The sequence below is a fragment of the Caulobacter sp. CCH9-E1 genome, from assembly GCF_001556515.1.
Lineage (GTDB): Bacteria > Pseudomonadota > Alphaproteobacteria > Caulobacterales > Caulobacteraceae > Caulobacter.
The window spans coordinates 24,120-46,203 of sequence record NZ_LSJA01000276.1 but is presented as its reverse complement, the minus strand read 5'-3'; the positions used below and the strand labels follow the sequence as shown (position 1 = coordinate 46,203).

Sequence of the window (22,084 nt, the reverse complement as noted above, 5' to 3'; positions counted from 1 at the left end):
TCACGCGCGATCAACTCGCCCCAAGAGAGTGATAGTTCGATAAACGGCTGTATTTTCAGGGAAATATCCATGATCTCGCGGCTTCACGACGACGGGGATGTGTCAAAATCCGCGCTCGCGCCGCCTCGATCGCCAGCGCACGTATGGAGAGAGATTCTTCCGCTTGGGGCCAAGGAATTGTACTGGGAAGGCGTCGCGCCCCTGATCGTGGACGCAACTTTAACGGGTTATCTGCCTTGGCAGGCGCCGCGTGATCTCGCGACGCAGCTGGGCGTGGATCTGGAGCTTTCCGAGTGCGCGCCAGCCGTGTCTCTATCGCCCGGCGTCGACTTCGCCGACACGGCGGACTGGGGCGTCGATTTCGAAGCTGGGGGTGATCCGGCGATCCGCGCCGCCTGGACGTTGGCGCGCCGCTTGGCGCCGCTGATCCGGGGTTCGGTCGCGATCATTCCGCCCCTGCCGGGGCTGGCCTGGAACCCCGCGGACGAGGCGTTCCTCAGCTTTCTATCCGAGGAGATCGGGTCGGAAAGAGTCGGGCTTGTCTCGGACCCGCCAGGCGAGCCCGAGCCGGGGGCGCTTGATCCGGTGGTGGCGCTCGCGCCCGGATTGATCTCGGCTGAAACCTTGGCCGCGCTGGGCGCGACGCCCGCCGGACTCGTGGCTCTGCGGCCAGGCGTCTGGGCGGCGCCGCCAGCCCTTCGGCGCAGGCCCGACAGCGTCAGCAAAACCGACTATGACTGGCTGGCGATCCGGGCCGCCCGCCTGCCATGGCTTTCAGGTTACGCCCAGCTCCATGGGGCCTTCGAGCTGGTGCGGCCCGCCGTCTTGGCCAGCGAGGCGGAGCTCCTTTTTCGCGAGGGACATACCGATCTGGCGATCGCTCGCCTGGAAAGGCTGGCGGCCGCGGCGAAGACGCCGGCGCAGCGCGCGGCCTGGCTGGCCCGCCTGCAGGGGGTGCGGATCGGCAGACTGCGCTTCGCGGAGGCCGCGGCGGAAGCCGCGCCGCCGGACTGTCCCGACGATCTGGTCGGCTTCCTGACTCTCACTCAGGGCTGGGGCAAGGTCATGACGGGAGCGCCTTCCGAGGCCGACCGACTGTTCGCGGAGGCCCGGTCGCGATTTTCGAGTCATGAGGAGCGGGCCGAAAACCTCTACGTCCTGAACATCTCCGCCCTGGCCCGCGCCCGCCTTGGCGATCTGGCCGCCGCCGAGGCTATCGAATTGGAGATCGAGCAGGCGCTTGCGCGGCAACATCCGCGCCGATGGGCGCTCGAATACATCAACGCCATCAACCTGCATCGGCTCTATCGCCTGAAGAAGGAGCCCGGTCCAGCCCGGCGCTATCTGGCCTTGGCCGAGCGGGCCAACGCCGGAACCCGGACCAGCAACGACGCGATCTACACCGCCCATAACCTTTCGCGCATGGCGGAGATGGAAGGTGACCGGCCGGGGGCCTTGGCGCACGCCCTGGCGTGCACGGCCTTGTTTCTCGCCGAGCCGATACCGGAAGCCCTGGCGTCGCGCACCATCGCCGGCCTGCTCGCTCGCCCCTGGCCGATGTCCGCGAGCTACGCCCTATCGGAGGTGGCGGCCAGTCTGGGCGAACGCCTTCGCGCCTTGATGGATGGCGCCGCGCCGTGCGCCGACGGGCCCGAGATCGACGCTTTGGCGGAACGCTTGGCGGCGGTTCGTCGACCCGCGAGCGATCCCGCGGACCTCGCCGGCGCCGAGCTGTCGGAAAAGGGGCGGGGGCTGATGGCGGGCGGGGTGGGGCTGTTTCTCGTGCCCGGGATAGACCTAGCGCGCGGTCGCCTTGGCCCTTTGCGCCCTCAACTGCGAGACCTCGACGATCTGCGCCGACTGTTCGGTCGCTGCCTGATTCAGCTGGCGCCCCCTTCCGCGCGCAGACTTCTGGCGGAAGGGCCTTGGTCGGTGGTGATCGACGACCAGGGCGGGCGGGGAGCGCCGCTCGACCTGGCGCAGCTGGCGGCGGCGGCCTTGCGTCTCGGCGTGGGGAGGCTGGTGACGCCAGAAGCGGAAGCCCCGCTGCCGCCCAGGCTGGACGGTTTCCTGATCGCGGCGATCGGCCCCGGCGTCGCGGAGATCGAACCCGACCAGGTGAGCTTCCGGCGTCAGCGCCCGCCAGCGCCGGCGCGGGCCGACTGGGTCGCCGCCCTGCGGACCTTGCAGGACAGCGGCGGCGCGCGCCCGGCGGCCAAGCTCGGTCTGCCCCTTTCGGACCTGCGTGACATGGAGCGCCTGGGATTCATCACGCTCGATCTTGACCCGAAGGTCGAACCGTTCCTGGCTGAGAGCTTCGCCCGTGCGTGACGCCGCGCCTGAAAATCTGCTGGACCGCGCTCTGGCCGACCAGTCGCTCTATCGTGATCCCTATCCGTGCCTGGCGCGCCTGCGCGAGACAGCGCCGGTCGTCTATTGCCGGTCCCTGCAAGGGTGGTTTGTCACCTCGCACGCCCTTGTCGCCGAAGCCCTGTCGCACCCTGCCCTGAGCGCCATGAGGACGGGCGGCGACGACGCCGAGGCTTTCAACAGCCTGATCCGAAACTGGATCATCTTCATGGATCCGCCGCCTCAGCGCCCGCGCCGCGCGGCGCTTGGGGCGGCGTTGTCGAAGGCGCTGGCCAAGGCTGGTCCGCTGGCCGACGACCTGGCCAAGGAGAGATTGACGGCGTTCGCCGCGACGGGCGGCGGGGATTTCATGGCGGAGGTCGCGCGACCGCTGACCTTGCATGTCATCTGCGACCTGCTCGGCGTCCCGATCACTCTGCGCCCAGGGCTTAGCGGACTGACCACGGTGCTGGGCCGGCTCGTCGGGCGTCACCCCATGGCGGCGGAAGAGCACCGCCGCGCCGAGGAGCAGGTCGTCTTCCTGTGGGATCTGATGCGCTCGCTGGTCCAGGACCGCAGGCGCTGTCCAGGCGAGGATATCCTCTCCGCCCTGGCTCAGACCGAGAGCGAGGACAACGCGGCGGCCGACGCCATCCTGCTGTTGTTTGGCGGCCAGGACACCAGCGCCAATCTCGCGGGGAACCTTCTCGCCCACCTGGCTGGAAGTCCCGAGGCCTGGTCGCTGCTGTCGCGGGACGAGGCGGCCAACGCCAGCCTTTTGGAGGAGGGGCTCAGGTTCGACCCTCCGGTTCCCACCATCTCGCGTCGGGCCCGCGAGGCGATCAGGCTGGGCGGCGTCGAGATCGAGGCCGGCGACCGCGTGATGGTCTCCCTGGCGGCGGCCAATCGAGACCCCAGCGTCTTCGCCGAGCCGGACCGTTTCCTTGTCGGCCGGTCCGGCCGGCATCTTGCGTTCGGCCACGGCGCGCATCTCTGCCTCGGCGCGGCCCTCGCCCGGATCGAGCTTTGCGCCGTCCTGCGCCGCCTCGCCGCCTTTCCGACGCCCTGGCGGCTGAACGGACTCACGAGGTACGTGCCGTCGCTGATGCTGCGCGGACCGATCTCACTGCCGCTGACGACAGGCGGCGCCGGCGCGACGGCTCGGGCGTTCGCGGAGGCGCCGCATGACGCGTGAATTGGCGCTGGTCTCCATGCCGTTCGGATCGACGCGCTTGCCGTCCATTCAGATCGGCTTGCTCACGGCGATGGCCGCCGATCGCGGTTGGCGGGCGCAGGGGGTGTACGGAAACCTCGCATTCGCCGGCCTGTTTGGCTGGGAGCGATATGAACGCCTGTGTCGCCAGCAGTTCCGGCTGCTCGGCGAGTGGCTCTTCTCCGTCGCGGCCTTTGCCGACGCCGCCCCGGACGAGACGCTCTTTCTCGACCGGAGCGACCTTGCCGGCATCGAAGCCGAATTGGGCCTGGACCGGGCGGCGCTTCTGGCCTGGCGCAACGAGACCATCCCACGGTTTATCGACGACCTGGCTGATCAGCCTCTCTGGGCCGGGCTGACCGCGGTCGGCTTCACCTCGATGTTCGAGCAGACCTGCGCCTCCTTGGCGCTCGCGCGCGCGCTCAAGCGCCGGCGACCCGAGCTGATCACCCTGTTTGGCGGCGCCAATTTCGATGGCGGCATGGGCGTGGAGTTCCTGCGGTCCGTCGACTGTGTCGACATCGTCGTCGCGGGCGAGGCGGAGCGGGTGTTTCCGCTCCTCCTGGACCAGCTCGCGGGCGACGTGGATACCAGCCCGTTGCCAGGGGTCCATCGGCGGGGAGGGCCGGCCCCCGATCAGGCGCGGACGCCGACCGTCGAGGCCATGGATGAGGCGCCCATTCCCGACTATCGGGATTTCTTCCAGGCCATCATCCGAAACGGCGCGCCGCGGGAGATCGAGGGGCAGTGGATCTCGGTCCCCTTCGAGTCGGCCCGGGGATGCTGGTGGGGGGAGACGTCGCACTGCACGTTCTGCGGCCTCAACGCGATGGGCATGGCCTATCGCAGCAAGTCGCCAGCGCGTGTGCTCGCCGAGCTGGACGAGTTGTCGGACCGGCACGGCCAGCGGAGTTTCTTCGCTGTCGATAACATCCTTGACCATCGATATATCGATCAGGTCTTCGGGGCCCTGGAGCGGCGCGAGCTCGACTATGGTTTCTGGTACGAGACCAAAGCCAACATCAAACCAGAGCAGATCAAGGCGCTCGCCAATGGCGGCCTCGTCTGGGTCCAGCCAGGCATCGAAAGCCTGAACACGCGCATCCTGAAGCTGATGGGCAAGGGCAGCACCTCGTTCATCAACCTACGCTTCCTGAAATGGGCGCATTACTACCAGATCAAGGTCGCCTGGAATGTCCTCTATGGTTTTCCCGGCGAGACCGAAGAGGACTACCAGCAGCTCCTCGGACTGATGGAGCGTATCGGTCATCTGCCGCCTCCGGATGACTGCGGCGAGATCCGGATGGACCGGTTCAGCCCTTATCACAGCCAGCCCGAGCGCTGGGGCCTGACGCAAGTTCGTCCGGACGCCCGCTATGCGGCGGTCTATCCCACGGCGATCGACGCCGAAAAGATCGCCTACTACTTCGACTTCCATAACCCCCATCGGCTGCCGGACACGGTCTATGAGCCGATGCGCCAGCGGATCGCGGCTTGGCAAGCGGCGTGGTCCGATCCCCAGACCGCGCCGGAGCTGACCTATACGCGGAGCGCCTCTCAGATCCGCTTCGTCGACACCCGGCACGGCTCAACGCCGCAGGCCGCGTTCTACGACCGTCTCGGCAGCGCCATCTATCCCTTGATCAGCCGGACCTACCTGCCGGTCGGGCAGGTTCACAAGCGCCTGGCGGCCGAGGGGGCCGAGGTCACGGCGCGGGCGGTCGATAACATCTTCGAGGAATTCGAGAAGGACGGGTTGATCTGGCGGGAGGGCGAGACCGTCACCGGTCTTGGCCTGCCCAGCAGCAAGCGTTTCTGAGGCCGAGCAGGCTGATGTGGCTGCCGGCGGGACCATGGAGGATCGATCATGAACCGCGTGCGCCTGGAGGACGTCCACCATCCCGCTCCATCGGGGGCGGCGCATGTGGGCAGAGCCTCCCCCGATGAGATCCTGACGGTCACCGTCGTCCTGCGCCCGTCCGACGCGTGGCGGGCGCACATGCAGAGCCGAGCCGCTCAGCCCTTGGCGACCGAGTTTCCGTCGTATGAAGGCTTCGCGTCGACCTGCGGCGCCGATGATGCGGATACCGCGAGCGTCGAGGCGTATCTTCGCTCCATGGGGCTGGAGATCGTGTCCATCTCCAAGGCGCTTCACCTGATCACCGCGCGGGGGCCGGTCGCCGCGGTGGAGAAGGCGTTCGACGTCGAGCTGCATCACTATCGGCTTGAGGGGCGCGACCACCTTCAGCCGCTGGGCGATCCGACCGTGCCGCCCCAGATCGCCGACAAGATCCTGACCGTTCTCGGGCTGGATGCGCGACCGGCCGCGCGGCGCGTGGGCCACGCGGTCGCAGCCGGCGGCGCCAGCGCCGCCGCTCCCCTGGCCGGAACCTCCAATCCCCAGAAGATCGCCGCTCTGTACGACTTCCCGCCGGGCGATGGGACGGGGCGGCGCATCGCCTTTCTGGAGTTCGGCGGAGGCTATGACGAGACCCTGCTCGGCGACGCGTTCCAGACCCTGACCGGCGGCCCCGCGCCGAGCCTGTCGGACACCGGCGTGCTCGGCGCTCAGAACCAGATGTATTCGCCCAACTATGTCGAGGTTCTGCTCGACATACAGGTGGCGGGCGCCGTCGCGCCGAAGGCGGAATTCTACGTCGTCTTCGCGCCCAATCAGTTCCAGGCCTGGATCCTCGCCTTGGATGCGGCCCTGGCCTGGCCCGGCGGCGCCCCGGACGCCGTGTCGATCAGCTGGGGAGCGCCGGAAAGCGCATGGTCCGCGTCGACCATTCTGGCGATGGAGCAGGCGTTTCAGTCGGCCGGAGCCATGGGCGTCACGATCCTGACCACCTCGGGCGACACCGGCGTCACCCTGGGCGGCGCGGCGCCCCAGGTGGGCTATCCCGCGTCGAGCCAATACGCTCTGGCGTGCGGCGGAACTCAGATCACGACGGATGGCCAAGAGATCGTGTGGAACGACAGCACCGGCGTCACCGGCGGCGGGATCAGCCAGATCATGTCCGTTCCGGAGTGGCAGCAGGCCGTGACGCTGCCGCCCGCGCTGGCTGGCGGGAAGGTCGGGCGCGGCGTCCCGGACGTCGCGGGCAACGCCTCCGGTCTCAGCGGCTACAGCATCATGGTCGCGCCGAACACCTGGATCAGCGGATTGGGCACCAGCGCCGTCGCTCCACTCTACGCCGCGCTGGTCGCCCGGCTTTGCCAGGCGTCGGGAAGGCGCGTGGGCTTCTTGAACCCGCACCTCTACGCCGGCGGCGGCGGGACGGTCGCCATCCTCTCAGGGAACAACAGTGTGGGCGGTGTTTCCGGATACGCCGCCGGGCCAGGCTGGAACGCCTGCGCCGGACTGGGCCGGATAAACGGCGTCGCCCTGGCTTCGCGCCTCGCGGCGACGCAAGCCTAGTCCTTCGCGATCGCGCGAAAGAGCGGCGGGCGCTCGCTTATGGACGCGACCCAGGCGTCGCGCCGGTCAAGACCGCAAGCTGGCGAGCGCTGGCCGTCACCTCGCCCTCCGCGGCTAGGGCGCGGGCGATCGCGGCGAGCTGGTCGCGCTCGGCGTCCAGGAGGTCGAGCAGCGCGCGTTGCCCAACCCGCACCTCCTGGCGCAGGCTATCGACGGCGCTGTTGGCCGCCTGCACCTGTTCCCGGGCCGCGGTCGCGGCGAGGCGATTGGCTTGAAGATCGCTCCAGGCGCTGATGACGGCGGTCTTGAGCGCGGTCCGAGCGGCGTCGCGCTCGGCCTCGGCGGCGCGGACGCGCGCGGACGCCTCGGACTTGGCGGCCTGGACGCGTCCGCCGGCGAACAGGGTCCATCGCCCCTGCAGGCCGACCGTCACGGCGTCCGATCGGTAGCCGGGAAAGAACTGGTCCCGCACCTGCTCCGCGCGGGCGGCCAGGCTGACGCTCGGCAGGCCCTGAGCGGCGGCGGCCGACACGGCCGCCCGCGCCGCGCGCACGCCAGCCTCGGCGGCCTTGAGGGCTGGGCTGACGGTCTCGGCGCGGGCCAGGGCTTCGTCCAGCGAAGGCAGGCCGCTGTCGTCGGCCGCCGGCTCGAGCGTCACCGGCTCGGCGCCGACGAGCGCGGCGTAATGGGCGCGGGCCACGGCGAGGGCGGCTTGCGCCTTCGCCACGCCCGCGCGGGCCTCGGCCTTGCGCGCCAGCGTCAGGTCCAGGTCGCTGCGGGGGATCTCGCCCGCGTTGAAGCGCAGCGTCGCCTGCCGGGCCCATTCTTCGAGCGCCTTCGCTTGCGACTGGCTCGCCTCGAAGAAGCCTTGGGCGGCGCGTACGCCGGCATAGGCGCGGGCGACGGCGACCTGCAGCTCATCGTCGGTCTGGACCAGGCGAGCCTGGGCGCCCGCCTGGCCGGCCCGCGCCTGGTCCACGCCCGCGGACAGCGCGCCGCCCGCGTAAAGCGGTTGCGAGAGCTCCAGGCGGACCGAACGCGGGTCGACGTCCGCCGCCGCGAAGTTAAAGAAGCCGCCCAGATCGTTTCGACCGCTCATGTATTCGCCGGCGAGGCCAACCGACGGCAGCCGCGCGCCCTTGGCCGCGTCCAGACGGGCGTTGGCCGCGTCCGCTCGCGCCCTGGCGGCGCGGATCTGCGGATTGTAGGCGCGCGCCGCGGCGATGGCCTCTTCCAGCGTGGTCGCCTGGCCGATGGACGGCGAGACCAGCAGGGCGGCGGCGGCGATCAGGGCGGCGCGACGCATCAGCGGAACGCCGTCCCCGGCTTGACGCCCAGCTTCTTGAAGATCATCGCCGCCGGACAGAAGCCGGTGAACGCGGCCTGGATCATGTTCAGGCCCGCGAAGATCGAAAGGCCGATCCAGTACGGATGGACGAAGTGCGCGAGCGCCAGCCCGAGCAGAACGACGAAGCCGGCGAAGGCCAGCACGGCGCGATCGAGGGTCATGGGATTATTTCCTTTCGTTATCAGACGGCGGCCTTGGCCGTGGCCAAGCCCACCCAATCGACGAGTTGATCGGCGCTCATCAGGCCAGCCTTGCGGGCGATCAGGCGACCATCCTGGAAGAGCAGCAGCGCCGGTATGCCTTGGACGCCGTACTGCGCGCAGGGGCCAGGATTGTCGTCGGCGTTGAGCTTCAGCAGCCGCGCGCGAGCGCCAAGACGCCCGGCCGCCGCCGCGAATTGCGGGGCCATGGCCCGGCAGGGCCCGCACCAGGGCGCCCAGACATCGACGAGCACCGGCGCGCCCTTGGTGCCGGAGAGGTGGCGGGCGAGCCCCTGGGCGTCGACGTCCAGCGGCGCGCCGGAAAAGACCTCGGCCTTGCAGAGCCCGCATCGGGCGGTCGCGGGGTCGCGATCCTCGGGAATCCGGTTTGACGCGCCACAGGCGGGGCAGGCGAACTGGCGCATCGCTAGGCGCCCTTGATCTTGTTGACGCCCAGGATGTCGAGAGCCAGCTTCTCGTAGAACGGCTCGCTCTCGCCGCGCTTGACCTTGCCCAGGAAGTACTTCTCGAAGCCAACCTTGGCCAGGTGAACCCACTTGCCGCTGGCCGACCAGTTGACGTTGCGCGGCGGGATCTGCGGCTGGGCGACGAAGGCCACGCCGCCGTCGCCGAAATCGGCCAGGCAGATGGCGTTCCAACTCGCCTCGTGAGTGGGCGCCTGGCCGTCCAGGATCTCCTTGAAGTTATGGGCGATGGCCGTGACCATGCTTTCGATCATGAAGCCGGTCTTGGGCACGCCCACCGGCACCGGCGTCTTGCCGGTCGGGGCGATCGCGACGCAGACGCCCAGGGCCATGATGTTTGGATAGGTCGGGTTGCGCTGGTGCTTGTCGATCAGGATGAAGCCGCGCGGATTGACCAGGCCCTCGACACCGCGCACGGCCTCGACGCCCCGGAAGGCGGGCAGCATCATCGAGAAGCCGAACGGCAGGTCGTGACGCGCATGCACCGAACCGTCCTCGGCGATCTCCTCGACATGCATCAGGCCTTCGTCGACCGAGGCGACCTTGGCGTTGGTCACCCACTTGATGTGGCGTTGACGCAGCTCGCTCTCGAGCAGGCCCTTGGTGTCGCCGACGCCGTCCAGACCCAGGTGGCCGATATAGGGCTCCGAGGTCACGAAGGTCATCGGCACCTTGTCGCGCACCTTGCGGCGGCGCAGTTCGGTGTCGAGGATCAGAGCGAATTCATAGGCGGGCCCGAAGCACGAGGCTCCCTGCACGGCGCCGACGACGATCGGACCGGGGTCCTGGCAGAACTTGTCGAAGGCGTCGGCCGCCGTCTCGGCGTGGGCCACGTGGCAGACCGACTGGGTGTGGCCGCCGTTCGGTCCCAGCCCGGGAATCTCGTCGAAGGCCAGCTCGGGACCCGTGGCGATGACGAGGTAGTCGTAGGGCAGGGCCTGACCGTCAGCCAGATGCAGCGTGTTGGTCGCGGGATCAACCTTGCTGGCGCCGACTCCGGTGAAGGCGATGTCCTTCTTCTGGAAGACCGGCGGCAGCTTGACCTCGATCGCGTCGCGCGTGCGCCAGCGCACGGCGACCCAGGGGTTTGACGGCACGAAGTGGAACGTGTCGCCCTGTGAGACGACATGGACGTCGGCTTTCTTGCCGACAGCGAGCTTGATCTCGAAGGCGGCGATGGCGCCGCCCAGACCGGCTCCCAGAACGACGATGCGAGGCTTTACCACCTGGCTTCTCCCTACTGGTTTGATCCCGATCAGCTCACGGGCCGGCCGGAGCGGCCATGATGTTCGTCAACCAGCCGCGCTTGACTTCATATTCCAATCTCCGCATATTAGCAATTACGAATTTTGAGGGTGGCGACGCCGCCCCTGTGATGGAGACGGCCATGTTCGGATCTAAGGTGAAGGACCTCAGCCCCGCGGAAGTGAAGGCGGCGCTGGACGCGGGGCAGATCCTGCTGATCGACGTGCGCGAGCCCGCCGAGTTCGCGGCCGAGCGGATTCATGGCGCCCTGAATTTCCCGCTGTCGACGTTCGACCCGTCCGCGCTGCCGCTCGCCGACGACCGGCGCATCGTCATGCAGTGTGGTTCGGGCAAGCGTTCGGCGACCGCCATCGATCGTTGCCGGGCCGCCGGCCACAAGTTGGACAGCCATCTGGGCGGCGGGATCATGGCGTGGAAGGCCGCGGGCCTCCCCACCGTCAGCCTGGACGCCGCGAGCGGCCAGATCAGCGATCGCGGCTAAACAAAAAAGAGGCCCTTGGGGGGACGACGATGACCGCAAAGCCATTCCTGATCGGCGCTTTTGGGCTGGCCGCGCTGCTCGGCGCCTGCGGCAAGGACGAAGCCTCGACCAAGCCCGCCGTGGTCATGGCGCCCGCCGCCGATCGCCTGACGGTCCGTGCGTCGGTCGTCGATGATCTCAAGCCGGTCCCCGCCACGCTGACGACGCGGGACATGGCCGAGGCGCGCGCCCGCATCCCGGGAACGATTTCGCGCCTGCTGGTCAAGGAAGGCGACATCGTGCGCCAGGGGCAGACAATCGCGATCGTCCACGACGAGCGGATCGGGCTGCAGACCGGCGCCTACGACGCCCAGGTCGCCGCCGCCGCAGCCCAGGCCGCCCAGGCCCAGGCCGATCTCGCCCGCACCCAGGACCTCTATGATCACGGCGTCTACGCCAAGGCCCGTCTGGACCAGGTGCAGGCGGCGGCCAAGGCCGCCAGCGCAGGCCTCGCCGCCGCGCGCGCCCAGGCGCGGGCCAGCGCCGAACTCGGCGTCCAGGGCGCGGTGCTGGCCCCCGCGGCCGGACGCGTGCTGACCGCCGACGTGCCCTTGGGCTCGGTGGTCATGCCCGGACAGTCGATCGCCACGATCACCGCAGGACCGCCGGTCGTGCGCATAACCCTGCCCGAGGGCGAGGCCTCGGCGTTGAAGGTCGGCGGCAAGGTCCGCTTCGCCGCCGAGGATCTGGGCGGCGCGGTCGCGTCCGGGCAGATCAGTCAAGTCTATCCCGCCGTGACTGGCGGCCAGATCGTCGCGGATGTCACCGCCGCCGATCTTCCCCAGGCGCTGATCGGGCGAAAGGTTCGAGCCTTCGTTTCGGTCGGCCAGCGCCAGGCGGTCGTGATCCCGCGCCGCTACGTGGTCACCCGCTTTGGCGTCGACTATGTCCGCCTGGTCGGCAGGGACGGCGCGGTCGCCGACAGCCCGGTCCAGACTTCGGCCGCCGCTGATCCCGCAATGGTCGAAGTCCTGTCCGGCCTTCGGATCGGAGATGTCCTGACGCCGGCGGAGGCGGGGCGATGAACCTCGGGCTCTCCGGCCGCCTGACGAAGGCGACGATCCGATCGCCGCTGACGCCCCTGATCCTGATGGCGGCGATCGCCGTCGGCTTGCTGGCGCTGTTTTCGATCCCCCGCGAGGAGGAGCCCCAGATCAGCGTGCCCATGGTCGACATCATGGTCGCCGCGCCTGGCCTGTCCGCGCCCGACGCCGTCGAGCTGGTCGGCAAGCCGCTGGAAGCCATCGTCAAGAGCGTCAACGACGTCGAGCATGTTTACACCTTCGCCGACGACCATCAGGTGATGGTCACGGCCCGCTTCAAGGTCGGTGTCGATCCCGACGCGGCGGCCGTGCGCATCCACGAGAAGGTTCGCGCCAACTACGACCGGATTCCCGCTGGCGTCCCCGAGCCGCTGATCCAGACCCGCGGCATCAATGACGTGCCAAGCCTGGTCCTGACCCTGTCGCCCAAGCCGGGCTACGAAAACCGCTGGACCGACGAGAGCCTGCGCGAGGTCGCCGGCAAGCTGAAGACCGAGGTCGCCAAGGTCGACGACGTGGGACTGACCTTCATCGTCGGCGGTCGTCCCCGCGAGATCCGCGTCACGCCCGACCCCGCGCGTTTGGCTTTGCGCGGCGTGTCGATGGGCGCGCTGATGGACACCATCCGGCAGGCGACCCGCGCCTTCCCGGCTGGCGACGTGCGCAACGGCGGCGAGGCGGTCGCTGTCACCGCCGGGCGCGACCTGAAGAGCGCGGCCGAGATCGGTTTGCTGGCCCTGCCGTCGGCCAAGGGCGAGGCGGTCTATGTCCGCGACGTCGCCGACGTCGCCGAGGGCCCGCGCGAGGATCAGACCCAGGTCCGCCGCTACGCGCGTTTCGAGAACGGCTGGAGTGAAGCTCCGGCGGTCAGCCTGGCCATCGCCAAGCGCAAGGGCGCCAACGCCGTGGTCGTCTCCAAGGCGGTGCTGGATCGCGTCGAGGCCCTGAAGGGCTCGCTGCTGCCCGAGACGCTGAATGTCGACGTCACCCGCGACTACGGCGCGACCGCCAATGAAAAGGCCAACGAGCTGCTGTTCCACCTGGGTCTGGCGACGGTCTCGATCGTCGTGCTGATCGGCCTGGCGATCGGCTGGCGAGAGGCGGGCGTCACCGCGGTGGTCATTCCAACCACCATCCTGCTGACGCTCTTCGCCTCGAACCTGATGGGCTACACGATCAATCGCGTCAGCCTGTTCGCCCTGATCTTCTCGATCGGCATCCTGGTCGACGACGCCATCGTCATGATCGAGAACATCGCCCGCCACTGGGCGATGAACGACGGACGCGGCCGGATCGAAGCCGCCGTCGAGGCGGTGGCCGAGGTTGGCAATCCCACGGTCGTGGCCACGCTGACGGTCGTTTCCGCCTTGCTGCCGATGCTGTTCGTTTCCGGTCTGATGGGCCCCTACATGGCTCCGATCCCGGTCAACGCCTCTGCGGCCATGGTGTTCTCGTTCTTCGTGGCCGTGGTCATCGCGCCGTGGCTGATGGTCCGCTTCGCCCGCAAGGCGCTGGAAGGCGCGCCGAGCGGCCACGGCCATGATGACGAAGGCAAGCTGGGCGCGCTGTATCGCCGGGTCGCCGGCCGCGTGATCCGGGACCGCCGCTCGGCCTGGATGTTCCTGGGCGGGGTCGGCGTCGCGACCCTGCTGGCCTGCGCGATGTTCGCCACCAAGACGGTGACGGTGAAGCTGCTGCCGTTCGACAACAAGTCCGAGCTGCAGGTGGTGCTGGACATGCCGGAAGGCACGTCGCTGGAGATCACGCAGCGCACCCTGGCCCAGGCGGCCGCCATCGCCGGAACCCTGCCCGAGACGGTCGCGATCGATTCCTATGCGGGGACCGCCTCGCCGTTCAATTTCAACGGCCTGGTTCGCCACTACTATCTGCGCGGCCGTCCCGAGCAGGGCGACCTCTCCGTCGCCCTGGCGCCGAAGGACGAACGCAAGCGCTCGAGCCACGCCGTGGCCCTGGATCTGCGCGAGCGCCTGGCGCGGGTGGCTCTGCCGGCCGGCGCGGCCATCAAGGTGGTCGAGGCGCCGCCCGGACCGCCGGTCATGGCGACCCTGCTGGCCGAGATCTACGGCCCGGACGCCGCCACCCGCCGCGCGGTCGCCGAGCGCGTCAAGGCGACGTTCCACGCCGTTCCCTACATCGTCGACATCGACGACAGCTGGGGCGCCCCCCGTCCCACCCTGCGACTGGTTCCCGACCGATCGCGTCTGGAGGCCTTGGGCGTCGCTGACCGCGACGTGCTCGACTCCATCGGCGCGGCGTTCGGCGGGCAGGTGGTCGGCTACGCCCATCGCGGCGAAGGTCGCGATCCCCTGGAAATCTCGGTTCGCCTGCCGCAAAGCGCGCGCACCTGGGGCGAGACCCTGGGCTCGACGCCGGTGGCGCGGGCGGCCAACGGCCGTCTGGTCGAACTTTCGGAAGTCGTCGAGGCCAAGCGCGAGGCGGGCTCGACCCACGTGTTCCGTCGCGACGGTCGCGACGTCGACATGGTCATGGCCGAGCTGGCCGGCGCCTACGAGGCGCCGATCTACGGCATGATGGACGTCGACAAGCGCTTGCGCGACATGGATTGGGGCGCGACGCCCAAGCCCGATATCCGCATGCACGGCCAGCCCGCGGACGAGAGCCGGCCGACCGTGCTGTGGGACGGCGAGTGGGAGATCACCTGGGTGACCTTCCGCGACATGGGCGCGGCGTTCGGCGTGGCGATCCTGGGCATCTATGTCCTGGTGGTGGCGCAGTTCAAAAGCTTCCGCCTGCCTCTGGTGATCCTGACGCCAATCCCGCTGACCCTGGTCGGCATCGTGCTGGGCCACATCCTGTTCCGGGCGCCGTTCACCGCGACCTCGATGATCGGCTTCATCGCCCTGGCCGGGATCATCGTCCGCAATTCGATCCTGCTGGTGGATTTCATCCGCCACAGCGCCGAGGACGGAAAGCCGCTGCGCGAGGTGCTGCTGACGGCGGGCGCGATCCGCTTCAAGCCGATCCTGCTGACCGCCCTGGCGGCGATGATCGGCGCGGCGGTGATCCTGACCGACCCGATCTTCCAGGGGCTGGCCATCTCCCTGCTGTTCGGCCTGGCCTCGTCCACCGTCCTGACGGTCCTGGTCATTCCGGCGATCTATGTCGTCCTGCGCGACGCGGAGGCTCCCGTGAGGCCCAAGACTGCTTGATCCTGAAACCCTTGTTTCTACATTGGCTCTAATGACTGCTCCCGCCATTTCCTGCCATTCGCCGTCCGACGTCGCCGACCTGCGCGCCTGCGCCAGCGACGCCGCGCGCCTGCTGAAGCTGCTGGCCAGCGAGCAACGGCTGCTTCTGCTGTGCCGCCTGGCGGACGGCGAGGCCTCGGTCGGGGAGCTGTCGGACCACGCCGGCCTCGCCCAATCGGCGACCTCGCAGCATCTGGCCAAGATGCGCGCCGAGGGCCTGGTCTCCACCCGGCGCGTGGCCCAGACGATCTACTATAGCCTCAGCGACCCCAACGCCGCGCGGGTGCTGAGCACGCTGTCGGACATCTACCGCACGGCCGGCTGAGGCTTCAGAGCCCGCCCAAGGCGCGCCAGGCGACATAGGCCGCCACCAACAGAACCAGGGCGGCGAACAGCCGGCGCGCCAACAGCGCCCGGCCGGCCAGCAGGGCCGCGCCCTTCACGCCGAACATCCCGCCGACCGCGCCGCCCAGGATGAACACGCCGGCGATCCTCCAGTCGACCCAGCCCGACAGCGCGTAGTTGAGCGAGGTGGCCGCGCCGAACAGGGCCACCGAGACCAGCGACGAGGCCGCGGCGTTGGCGAGGGTCATGCCCGTCGCCGCCATCAGCCCAGGCACGATCAGGAAGCCGCCGCCGATGCCGAAGAAGCCCGCGGCCGCGCCAGTCAGCACGCCCAGCGGAGCCAGTCGCCGGACCAGCGGCCAGGTGATGTGGACGTCGGGATCGCCCTCGGAGCGCGGTCTGCGTAGCATCGAAAGCGCGATGGCGGCCATGGCGAAGGCGAAGAACAGCAGCAGTCGCTGCCCCTCGACCATCTTGGCGACGCTGGATCCCAGGAAGGAGCCCAACAGGCCCGCCGCCGCGAAGACGCTGGCGCATGGCCACTTCACGCGGCCGCCGCGCCAATGACCCATCAGGTTCGCCGCCGCGTTCACCGCCACGGCGGCCGCGGACGTGCCGATCGCGACATGCGGATCGCGGACGCCGACGACGTACAGCAGCAGGGGCGTCGCCAGCACCGAACCGCCGCCGCCGAACACTCCCAGAAGCGCGCCGACAAGGGCGCCGCTCGCCAGCGCGGTCACGATCGTCTGAGGGTCCACAATCGCCTCACGGGTCGTTGATATATTCGAACATTCGAATATATATATGCAAATCGGTTTTCAACTCGGAATTCGACCATGCCGCTCCATGACGCCGCTCTTGAGACCGCCGCCGCGCTTGTCGACGGCGCGGTGAAGCCCGAGGTGCGAGCCTTCTTCGATCCCGCCACGTTCACCGTATCCTATGTCGTGAAGGACCCGCAGTCCGACGCCTGCGCGATCATCGACAGCGTACTGGATTTCGACCCGGCGTCGGGGCGGACCAGTCACGCCAGCGCTGACAAGATCATCGACCACATCGAGAGCAGAGGCTTGCGTGTGGCTTGGATTCTCGAGACGCACGCGCACGCGGACCATCTTTCCGCCGCGCCGTATCTTCAGGCCAAGCTCGGCGGGAAGATCGCGATCGGCGCTCACATCGTCGCCGTGCAGCGCGTGTTCGGAGGGCTGTTCGGCCTCGGGGCGGATTTCGAGGCCAATGGGCGCCAGTTCGATAAGCTGTTCGAGGACGGCGAGCGGTTCGAGATCGGCGACATGGAGGCCGTCGTGCTGCATACGCCGGGGCATACGCCGGCCTGCGTCAGCTACGTCATCGGCGACGCCGTCTTCGTGGGCGACACCCTGTTCATGCCCGACTATGGCTCGGCCCGTTGCGACTTTCCGGGCGGCGACGCGGCGACCCTGTACGGCTCGGTCCGCCGCTTGCTCGCCTTGCCGTCCCAGACGCGGATGTTCCTCTGCCACGACTATCTGCCGTCGACGCGCGCCGAGTTTCGCTGGGAGACCACCGTCGCCGAGCAGCGCGCCCACAACATCCATCTCCACGACGGCGTCAGCGAAAGCGAGTTCGTGGCCAAGCGTCGCGCTCGCGACGCGACCTTGCCCATGCCCCGCCTGATCCTGCCGTCGGTGCAGGTCAATATCCGCGCCGGCCGACTTCCCGAGCCGGAGGCGAATGGCGTCCGCTATCTGAAGCTGCCGATCGACGCTGTCTGACCTGTTCTTGGTCGGGCAGGCTGTCAGCGCGCCGCGGCGGCTTCGCTGCGGCGCACGCGCATGGCCGGCTGCGAGCCGATCTTCATCATATAGCTTCCCATGGCGGCCTTGCGGATCTCGACGGTCGCGCCAGGCCTGGGCGGCTTGCCAAGGCTCTGGTCGTCGATCTGACGCCAGACCGCGCCGTCCTCCAGGGTCATGACCAGGCGTCCCTCGGCGTCCATGCGCGCCGTCGCGATCACGGCCTGCAGCGTTTCGGTTTCGGCCTTGTCGGCGCCGCGATCCAGGATCGACAGGGTCGGGAGATTCAGCCCGAACGCCTGGCGGCGCGCGGCGCGGGCCGACGTCTTGTCGATGATGATCACGTCGCCCGTCTCTTGCGCCTTGGTGACCGACTGGGCGGCCTTGTCGTAGCAGGCCAGCCGTTCGCCGTCGGCCTTGATCGCGCTACAGGCCTTCAGCGCCTTGATCACGTCGGGTTCGGGCGCCGTCTGGGCCAGGGCGCCGCCCGCCATCAGGGCCAGGGCGATAGCGATCGCGAGGGCAGGGCGGGCCATGATCGTGTTTCTCATCAGCCGGCCTCCTTGCCGCCCAAAAGCCAGCCCGTCAGCGACAGCCGCTTGGCCTCGGCGTAGCTGGCGACCTGCGCCACCGAGTGGGCGGTCGGCACCTTGAACAAGGTCAGCACATTGAAGCCGGGCGCAAGACCGCGGGTGACGTTCCCTTCGGCGTCGTGGAACAGCAGCTGACCGCCCCAGTCCGGTCGCCAGCGTCGCGTGAAGCCCAGGGTGAAGGCGGCCAGGCGATGGTCCTTGCGGTGGCTGTCGTCATGCACGGTCAGGAAGTCGCCGGGGCGATAGTAGGACGCCTGGACCCGAACGCCCGTCACTTCGGGCGCGCCGATCACGCGGCCGCCCAAATCCAGGAAGGCGCGGCTCTCCAAGAACTCCGTTGCGCGATGGATGGGCGCCTCAGGTCCGCGGGGATACTCGTCCTGCAGCGCGTAGGACATGTGCACGAAGGAAAACGTCTTGCCGGCGCGTCGGATGGCGCCTTGCAGGAACTGGCGGACCTGGGCCTCGCCGAATTTCTTGATGACGTCGGGGCTGATCACCAGGGTCTCGCCCGTCTCGTCCGGCGCGACGATGTTCCAGGTGAGCGGCTCCAGCAGCCCCGCCACGGCTTCGGCGTCATCCGGCGTCAGGAACACCGGAATCTGGACGTAACCCTCCCGCGCGAACCGCGTGGCGAACGTGTCGATCGGCAGATCGGAATTGATTCTCAGGGGCGGATGCAGGGCCATTCGAACTCGGACACGCGACACAAGGGCGGCATCAATCTGCCGACGCTATATTCAAGCGGTGCTTCTTCTTCTAGCGCAACCGCTTGGTGTCCTTGTCAGCCTTAAATATGGGCGCTTAAAGCAACTTCGGCCTAATCTTTAGGCTCCGCATTGTATTGCGACGCCATGGTACCGATACCGGTGGTCGCGCAACGTCGTTCTTGATGGAATTGTGTCGCTTTCGAGCTGTCACATTAGAGTTTTTATTGCCCGAAAAACGATATCGGAAGCTACGCTTTACTGGGAAGGGTTTTGGCGAATATCAATAAATTCTAAGATAAACATTGTGTAATGTTTCAGGTTAGTAATGGTATCGTTGTGTCCATCTTGCTGAAATTGATGGGTTTTTATAGCCGCAATGTCGCGCGGCGCGCGATAATGTGTCGCATTTGAGACACTGACGTAGATTTCTTGCTCCAACGCCGCGGGTTGCGGTTGACCCGACACGGCGGACACCGCCTCCATGCCCCCAATGCCCGGTTCCTGGAGGGTCGGGGGGGAGCGCTCGCCATTGATCCGCGATGGCCGCGCCAAGTTTTTGGAGGTGGAATTGCTAGGTATTGTTAGCCGTCGAAAGAGCCTGCTGGCGTCTTCGATCCTTTGCGGCGTCATGCTGCCGGCCGTTGGCGCCTGGGCGCAGCAGACGTCGACGGAAGAACCGGCTCAGGTCGAGGAAATCGTCGTCACCGGCTCGCGCATCGCGCGTCCCGACCTGACCTCGTCGAGCCCAATCGCTCAAGTGGGCGCGGCGGAACTGAAGCAGTCGGGTGTGGTCAACACCGAAAACCTGCTGAACACCCTGCCGCAGGCCGTCCCGGGCATCACCTCGACCGTCAACAACGGCAGCAACGGCACCGCCACCGTCAACCTGCGCGGCCTGGGCTCGAACCGCACCCTGGTGCTGGTCGACGGCAAGCGCCAGACCCCGACCACCCAGACTGGCACCGTCGACCTGAACCTGATCCCGCCGGCGCTGATCAAGCGCATCGACGTCGTGTCGGGCGGCGGCTCGGCCGTTTACGGTTCGGACGCGATCTCGGGCGTCGTCAACTTCACGCTGAAGACCGACTTCGAAGGCCTGGAATTCTCGACCGGCTATTCGAAGACCGACAATGGCGAAGCGCCGATCTATTCGGCCGACCTGACGATGGGCGCCAACTTCGCCGATCGTAAGGGCAATGTCGTTCTGAGCCTGGGCTACAACAAGCGCGAAGCGCTGACCCAAGGCCAGCGTGGCGGCATGCTGAACACGGCCTGGGGCGATAACGCCTCCAAGACCGGCTTTGTCCCCTCGGGTTCGGGCTCCAACGAGCCGGGCCGCGTCGACCCCTTCGTCTCGGGCAAGTTCATCACCCTGCCGGGCGTCACCAACAGCGCCGCCAATTCGGCCCTGTTCCTGACCGACGGCAATGTGCGCCTCTACAGCAGCGCCACCGACACCTACAACTTCGCCCCGGTCAACTACGTCCAGACGCCGCAAGAGCGCTTCTCGGTCACGTCGCTGGCGAACTATGAAATCAAGCCGGGCCTGCGCGCCTACGCCAAGGGCAACTTCGTCAACAGCCAGGTGACCACCCAGCTGGCCCCGACGCCGATCGGCAGCCGCACCTTCCGGTTCACGCTGGACAACAACCCGTTCCTGACGGCGGCCGCCAAGACCGCGCTGAACAGCCTCGGGTCGTCGACGTCCTATACGATCCCGGCCTCGAGCTCGTGGACCGCGGGTACGTTCACCGACGTCGATACCGACGGCGATGGCCTGTACGACACCGTCACCGGCAGCTTCAATCGCCGCCTGACCGAAGTCGGCCCGCGGATTTCGAAGTTCAACTTCTACGGCTACCAGATGCAACTGGGCCTGAAGGGGGACATCGACGCCATCAACGGCGGCTTCGACGTTTACTACCAGTACGGCAACACCCACGGCACCAACACGCTGCTGGGCGACACCAGCCTGGCGCGCATCCAGCAGGCCCTGTTGCTGAACGCCGCCGGCACCGGCTGCGCCGATCCTTCGAACGGCTGCGTGCCGATCAACCTGTTCGGCCAAGGCAACATCTCGAAGGCCGCCGCCGAGTTCATCAAGACCCGCATCACCGCCGCCCAGGACTACGAGCAGCAGTACGGCGGCTTCACCATCAACGGTGATACGGCCAACCTCTTCTCGCTGCCGGCCGGCCCGATCGGTTTCGCCATCGGCGGCGAATACCGCGCTGAAGAGTTCGACTACAGCCCCAGCCAGGACCTGGCGGCGGGCAACGTCACCGGCTTCAACGCCAGCCCGCCGGTCAAGGGCCGCTTCGACGTCTACGAAGCCTACGGCGAATTGCTGGTTCCGATCCTGAAGGACCTGCCGTTCGTCAAGTCTCTGGACCTGGAACTGGCCGGCCGTACGTCGGACTACACCGGCCAGCCGCACCCGGCGAAGACCTACAAGGTCGCCGGCTCGTGGAAGGTCTATGACGACCTGATGCTGCGCGCTTCGTACAACAAGGCGATCCGCGCTCCGTCGATCGGCGACCTGTACGCGCCGCAATCGAACGGCTTCCCGAGCGCCACCGACCCCTGCTCGTCGCGTGGCGCCCCGAGCGCCGCCGTTCGTCAGGCCTGCGTCAACTCGGGCGTTGCGGCGAGTGTCGTCGGCCTGATCAACGCCAACCAGCAGACCCAAACCCTGTCGGGCGGCAACCCGAACCTGCGCCCTGAAGCGGGCAAGACGTTCACGGCCGGCTTCACCTACCAGCCCTCGTGGCTGTCGGGCTTCTCGCTGACCGCCGACTACTTCGACATCAAGATCACCGATGCGATCGCCAGCTTCGGCGGCAGCGCGTCGAACGTGATGAACGTCTGCTACGGCGCGCTGGTCAACGGCAACCCGAACTCGCCGTACTGCCAGGCCATCCGGCGCCTGCCCAACGGTTCGATCGACTACATCTCGCTGACCGCGCAGAACGTGGCCTCGATCAAGACCTCGGGCCTGGACGTCAGCGTCACCTACCGCACCACGCTTGAAAAGCTTGGCCTGCCGGACTGGGGTTCGCTGGCGTTCCGTTCGCTCTACACCAACACGTGGGAGTGGACGAACACGCCGGACGAAATCTCGGCCCCGATCAAGTGCGCCGACAAGTTCGGCACGCGCTGCGGCAACCCGACCCCGCGCCACAAGCTGCGTAGCACGGTGAACTGGACCATGAACCAGTTCGGCGTGAACCTGGTCTGGAACCACCTGGACGACGTGCTGGATGACAATCCCGCCAGCACCTACACCGTCGAGCGTATCGGCGCGAAGAACTACATCGACCTGTCGGGCGACTGGAATGTCACCGACAGCCTGGCCTTCACGGCCGGTGTTCGTAACCTGACCCAGGAAGCCTATCCGATCCTGGGCGGCAACGCCTCGCCGTCGAACAGCGGTTACCCCGCGACCTACGACGTGCTGGGCCGGACGTTCTTCCTGAACGCTCGCCTGCGCTACTGATCCAGGCTTGAGCGCTTCCCCGTCGCCTTCGGCGGCGGGGAGGTCGCTCGCGACTGGCTCCATAAGAAGCCCGCCTCGTTCATTCGG

At 67.9% G+C, this 22,084-nt stretch carries 18 protein-coding genes; 10 read left to right on the top strand and 8 right to left on the bottom strand.

Annotation, left to right across the window (positions count from 1 at the left end):
* Positions 1-207 precede the first annotated feature (207 nt).
* Genes AX690_RS15590 through AX690_RS15575 form a run of 4 tightly spaced genes read left to right on the top strand, consistent with a single transcriptional unit; the run spans position 208 to position 6,983 of the window.
* Positions 208-2,331 (top strand): hypothetical protein, encoded by a 2,124-nt coding sequence (locus AX690_RS15590; RefSeq protein ID WP_156449694.1) that lies wholly within the window; start codon positions 208-210, stop codon positions 2,329-2,331.
* Positions 2,324-3,544: a cytochrome P450 gene (locus AX690_RS15585; RefSeq protein WP_066684605.1), complete on the top strand. Its 1,221-nt coding sequence runs from the start codon at positions 2,324-2,326 to the stop codon at positions 3,542-3,544. Before AX690_RS15590 ends, AX690_RS15585 begins: the two co-directional genes overlap by 8 nt.
* The gene (locus AX690_RS15580; RefSeq protein ID WP_066684602.1) at positions 3,534-5,381 is read left to right on the top strand and encodes a RiPP maturation radical SAM C-methyltransferase; all 1,848 of its coding nucleotides are present in this window, start codon (positions 3,534-3,536) and stop codon (positions 5,379-5,381) included. Before AX690_RS15585 ends, AX690_RS15580 begins: the two co-directional genes overlap by 11 nt.
* A gap of 48 nt (positions 5,382-5,429) precedes the next feature.
* Positions 5,430-6,983, top strand: a complete 1,554-nt coding sequence (locus tag AX690_RS15575; protein WP_066684599.1) for a protease pro-enzyme activation domain-containing protein — start codon at positions 5,430-5,432, stop codon at positions 6,981-6,983.
* Between the two features lie 37 nt (positions 6,984-7,020).
* Here the strand turns inward: AX690_RS15575 and AX690_RS15570 are convergent, their stop codons facing one another.
* From AX690_RS15570 to AX690_RS15555, 4 genes are read right to left on the bottom strand one after another with little or no spacing between them, the layout of a single operon-like run.
* Positions 7,021-8,289 (bottom strand): TolC family outer membrane protein, encoded by a 1,269-nt coding sequence (locus AX690_RS15570; RefSeq protein WP_066684596.1) that lies wholly within the window; start codon positions 8,287-8,289, stop codon positions 7,021-7,023.
* Positions 8,289-8,492 carry a DUF2892 domain-containing protein gene (locus AX690_RS15565; protein ID WP_066684593.1) on the bottom strand — a complete coding sequence of 68 codons (204 nt, stop codon included), beginning with the start codon at positions 8,490-8,492 and terminating at the stop codon, positions 8,289-8,291. The genes AX690_RS15570 and AX690_RS15565 overlap by 1 nt, the downstream gene beginning before the upstream one ends.
* A gap of 20 nt (positions 8,493-8,512) precedes the next feature.
* Entirely contained in the window at positions 8,513-8,956 is a 444-nt protein-coding gene (locus AX690_RS15560; protein ID WP_066684591.1) for a thioredoxin domain-containing protein, read from the bottom strand.
* 2 nt (positions 8,957-8,958) lie between these two features.
* Positions 8,959-10,242 (bottom strand): NAD(P)/FAD-dependent oxidoreductase, encoded by a 1,284-nt coding sequence (locus AX690_RS15555; protein WP_066684588.1) that lies wholly within the window; start codon positions 10,240-10,242, stop codon positions 8,959-8,961.
* Between the two features lie 56 nt (positions 10,243-10,298).
* Between AX690_RS15555 and AX690_RS15550 the strand changes: the two genes are divergently transcribed.
* From AX690_RS15550 to AX690_RS15535, 4 genes are read left to right on the top strand one after another with little or no spacing between them, the layout of a single operon-like run.
* Positions 10,299-10,763 carry a rhodanese-like domain-containing protein gene (locus tag AX690_RS15550; protein ID WP_231732218.1) on the top strand — a complete coding sequence of 155 codons (465 nt, stop codon included), beginning with the start codon at positions 10,299-10,301 and terminating at the stop codon, positions 10,761-10,763.
* Positions 10,764-10,792: 29 nt separating this feature from the next.
* Positions 10,793-11,827, top strand: coding sequence for an efflux RND transporter periplasmic adaptor subunit (locus tag AX690_RS15545; RefSeq protein WP_066684577.1), 1,035 nt, complete (start codon positions 10,793-10,795; stop codon positions 11,825-11,827).
* Positions 11,824-15,036, top strand: a complete 3,213-nt coding sequence (locus tag AX690_RS15540; protein ID WP_066684575.1) for an efflux RND transporter permease subunit — start codon at positions 11,824-11,826, stop codon at positions 15,034-15,036. Before AX690_RS15545 ends, AX690_RS15540 begins: the two co-directional genes overlap by 4 nt.
* Before the next feature lie 31 nt (positions 15,037-15,067).
* Entirely contained in the window at positions 15,068-15,400 is a 333-nt protein-coding gene (locus AX690_RS15535; protein WP_066684573.1) for a helix-turn-helix transcriptional regulator, read from the top strand.
* A gap of 4 nt (positions 15,401-15,404) precedes the next feature.
* On the opposite strand, the gene AX690_RS15530 is transcribed toward AX690_RS15535, so the two are convergent.
* Positions 15,405-16,181: a sulfite exporter TauE/SafE family protein gene (locus AX690_RS15530; protein WP_066684571.1), complete on the bottom strand. Its 777-nt coding sequence runs from the start codon at positions 16,179-16,181 to the stop codon at positions 15,405-15,407.
* A 78-nt stretch (positions 16,182-16,259) separates the two neighbouring features.
* Between AX690_RS15530 and AX690_RS15525 the strand changes: the two genes are divergently transcribed.
* Entirely contained in the window at positions 16,260-17,177 is a 918-nt protein-coding gene (locus tag AX690_RS15525; RefSeq protein ID WP_066684569.1) for an MBL fold metallo-hydrolase, read from the top strand.
* A gap of 23 nt (positions 17,178-17,200) precedes the next feature.
* On the opposite strand, the gene AX690_RS15520 is transcribed toward AX690_RS15525, so the two are convergent.
* The 3 genes from AX690_RS15520 to AX690_RS23390 form a co-directional block, all read right to left on the bottom strand.
* On the bottom strand, positions 17,201-17,749 hold the full coding sequence (locus AX690_RS15520) for a hypothetical protein (protein WP_066684567.1): 549 nt from the start codon (positions 17,747-17,749) through the stop codon (positions 17,201-17,203).
* Positions 17,749-18,480: a 2OG-Fe(II) oxygenase family protein gene (locus AX690_RS15515; protein WP_066684565.1), complete on the bottom strand. Its 732-nt coding sequence runs from the start codon at positions 18,478-18,480 to the stop codon at positions 17,749-17,751. The genes AX690_RS15520 and AX690_RS15515 overlap by 1 nt, the downstream gene beginning before the upstream one ends.
* A gap of 276 nt (positions 18,481-18,756) precedes the next feature.
* Positions 18,757-18,975, bottom strand: coding sequence for a hypothetical protein (locus tag AX690_RS23390; protein WP_197426880.1), 219 nt, complete (start codon positions 18,973-18,975; stop codon positions 18,757-18,759).
* A gap of 94 nt (positions 18,976-19,069) precedes the next feature.
* Between AX690_RS23390 and AX690_RS15510 the strand changes: the two genes are divergently transcribed.
* Positions 19,070-21,997 (top strand): TonB-dependent receptor domain-containing protein, encoded by a 2,928-nt coding sequence (locus tag AX690_RS15510; protein WP_066684620.1) that lies wholly within the window; start codon positions 19,070-19,072, stop codon positions 21,995-21,997.
* Positions 21,998-22,084 lie beyond the last annotated feature (87 nt).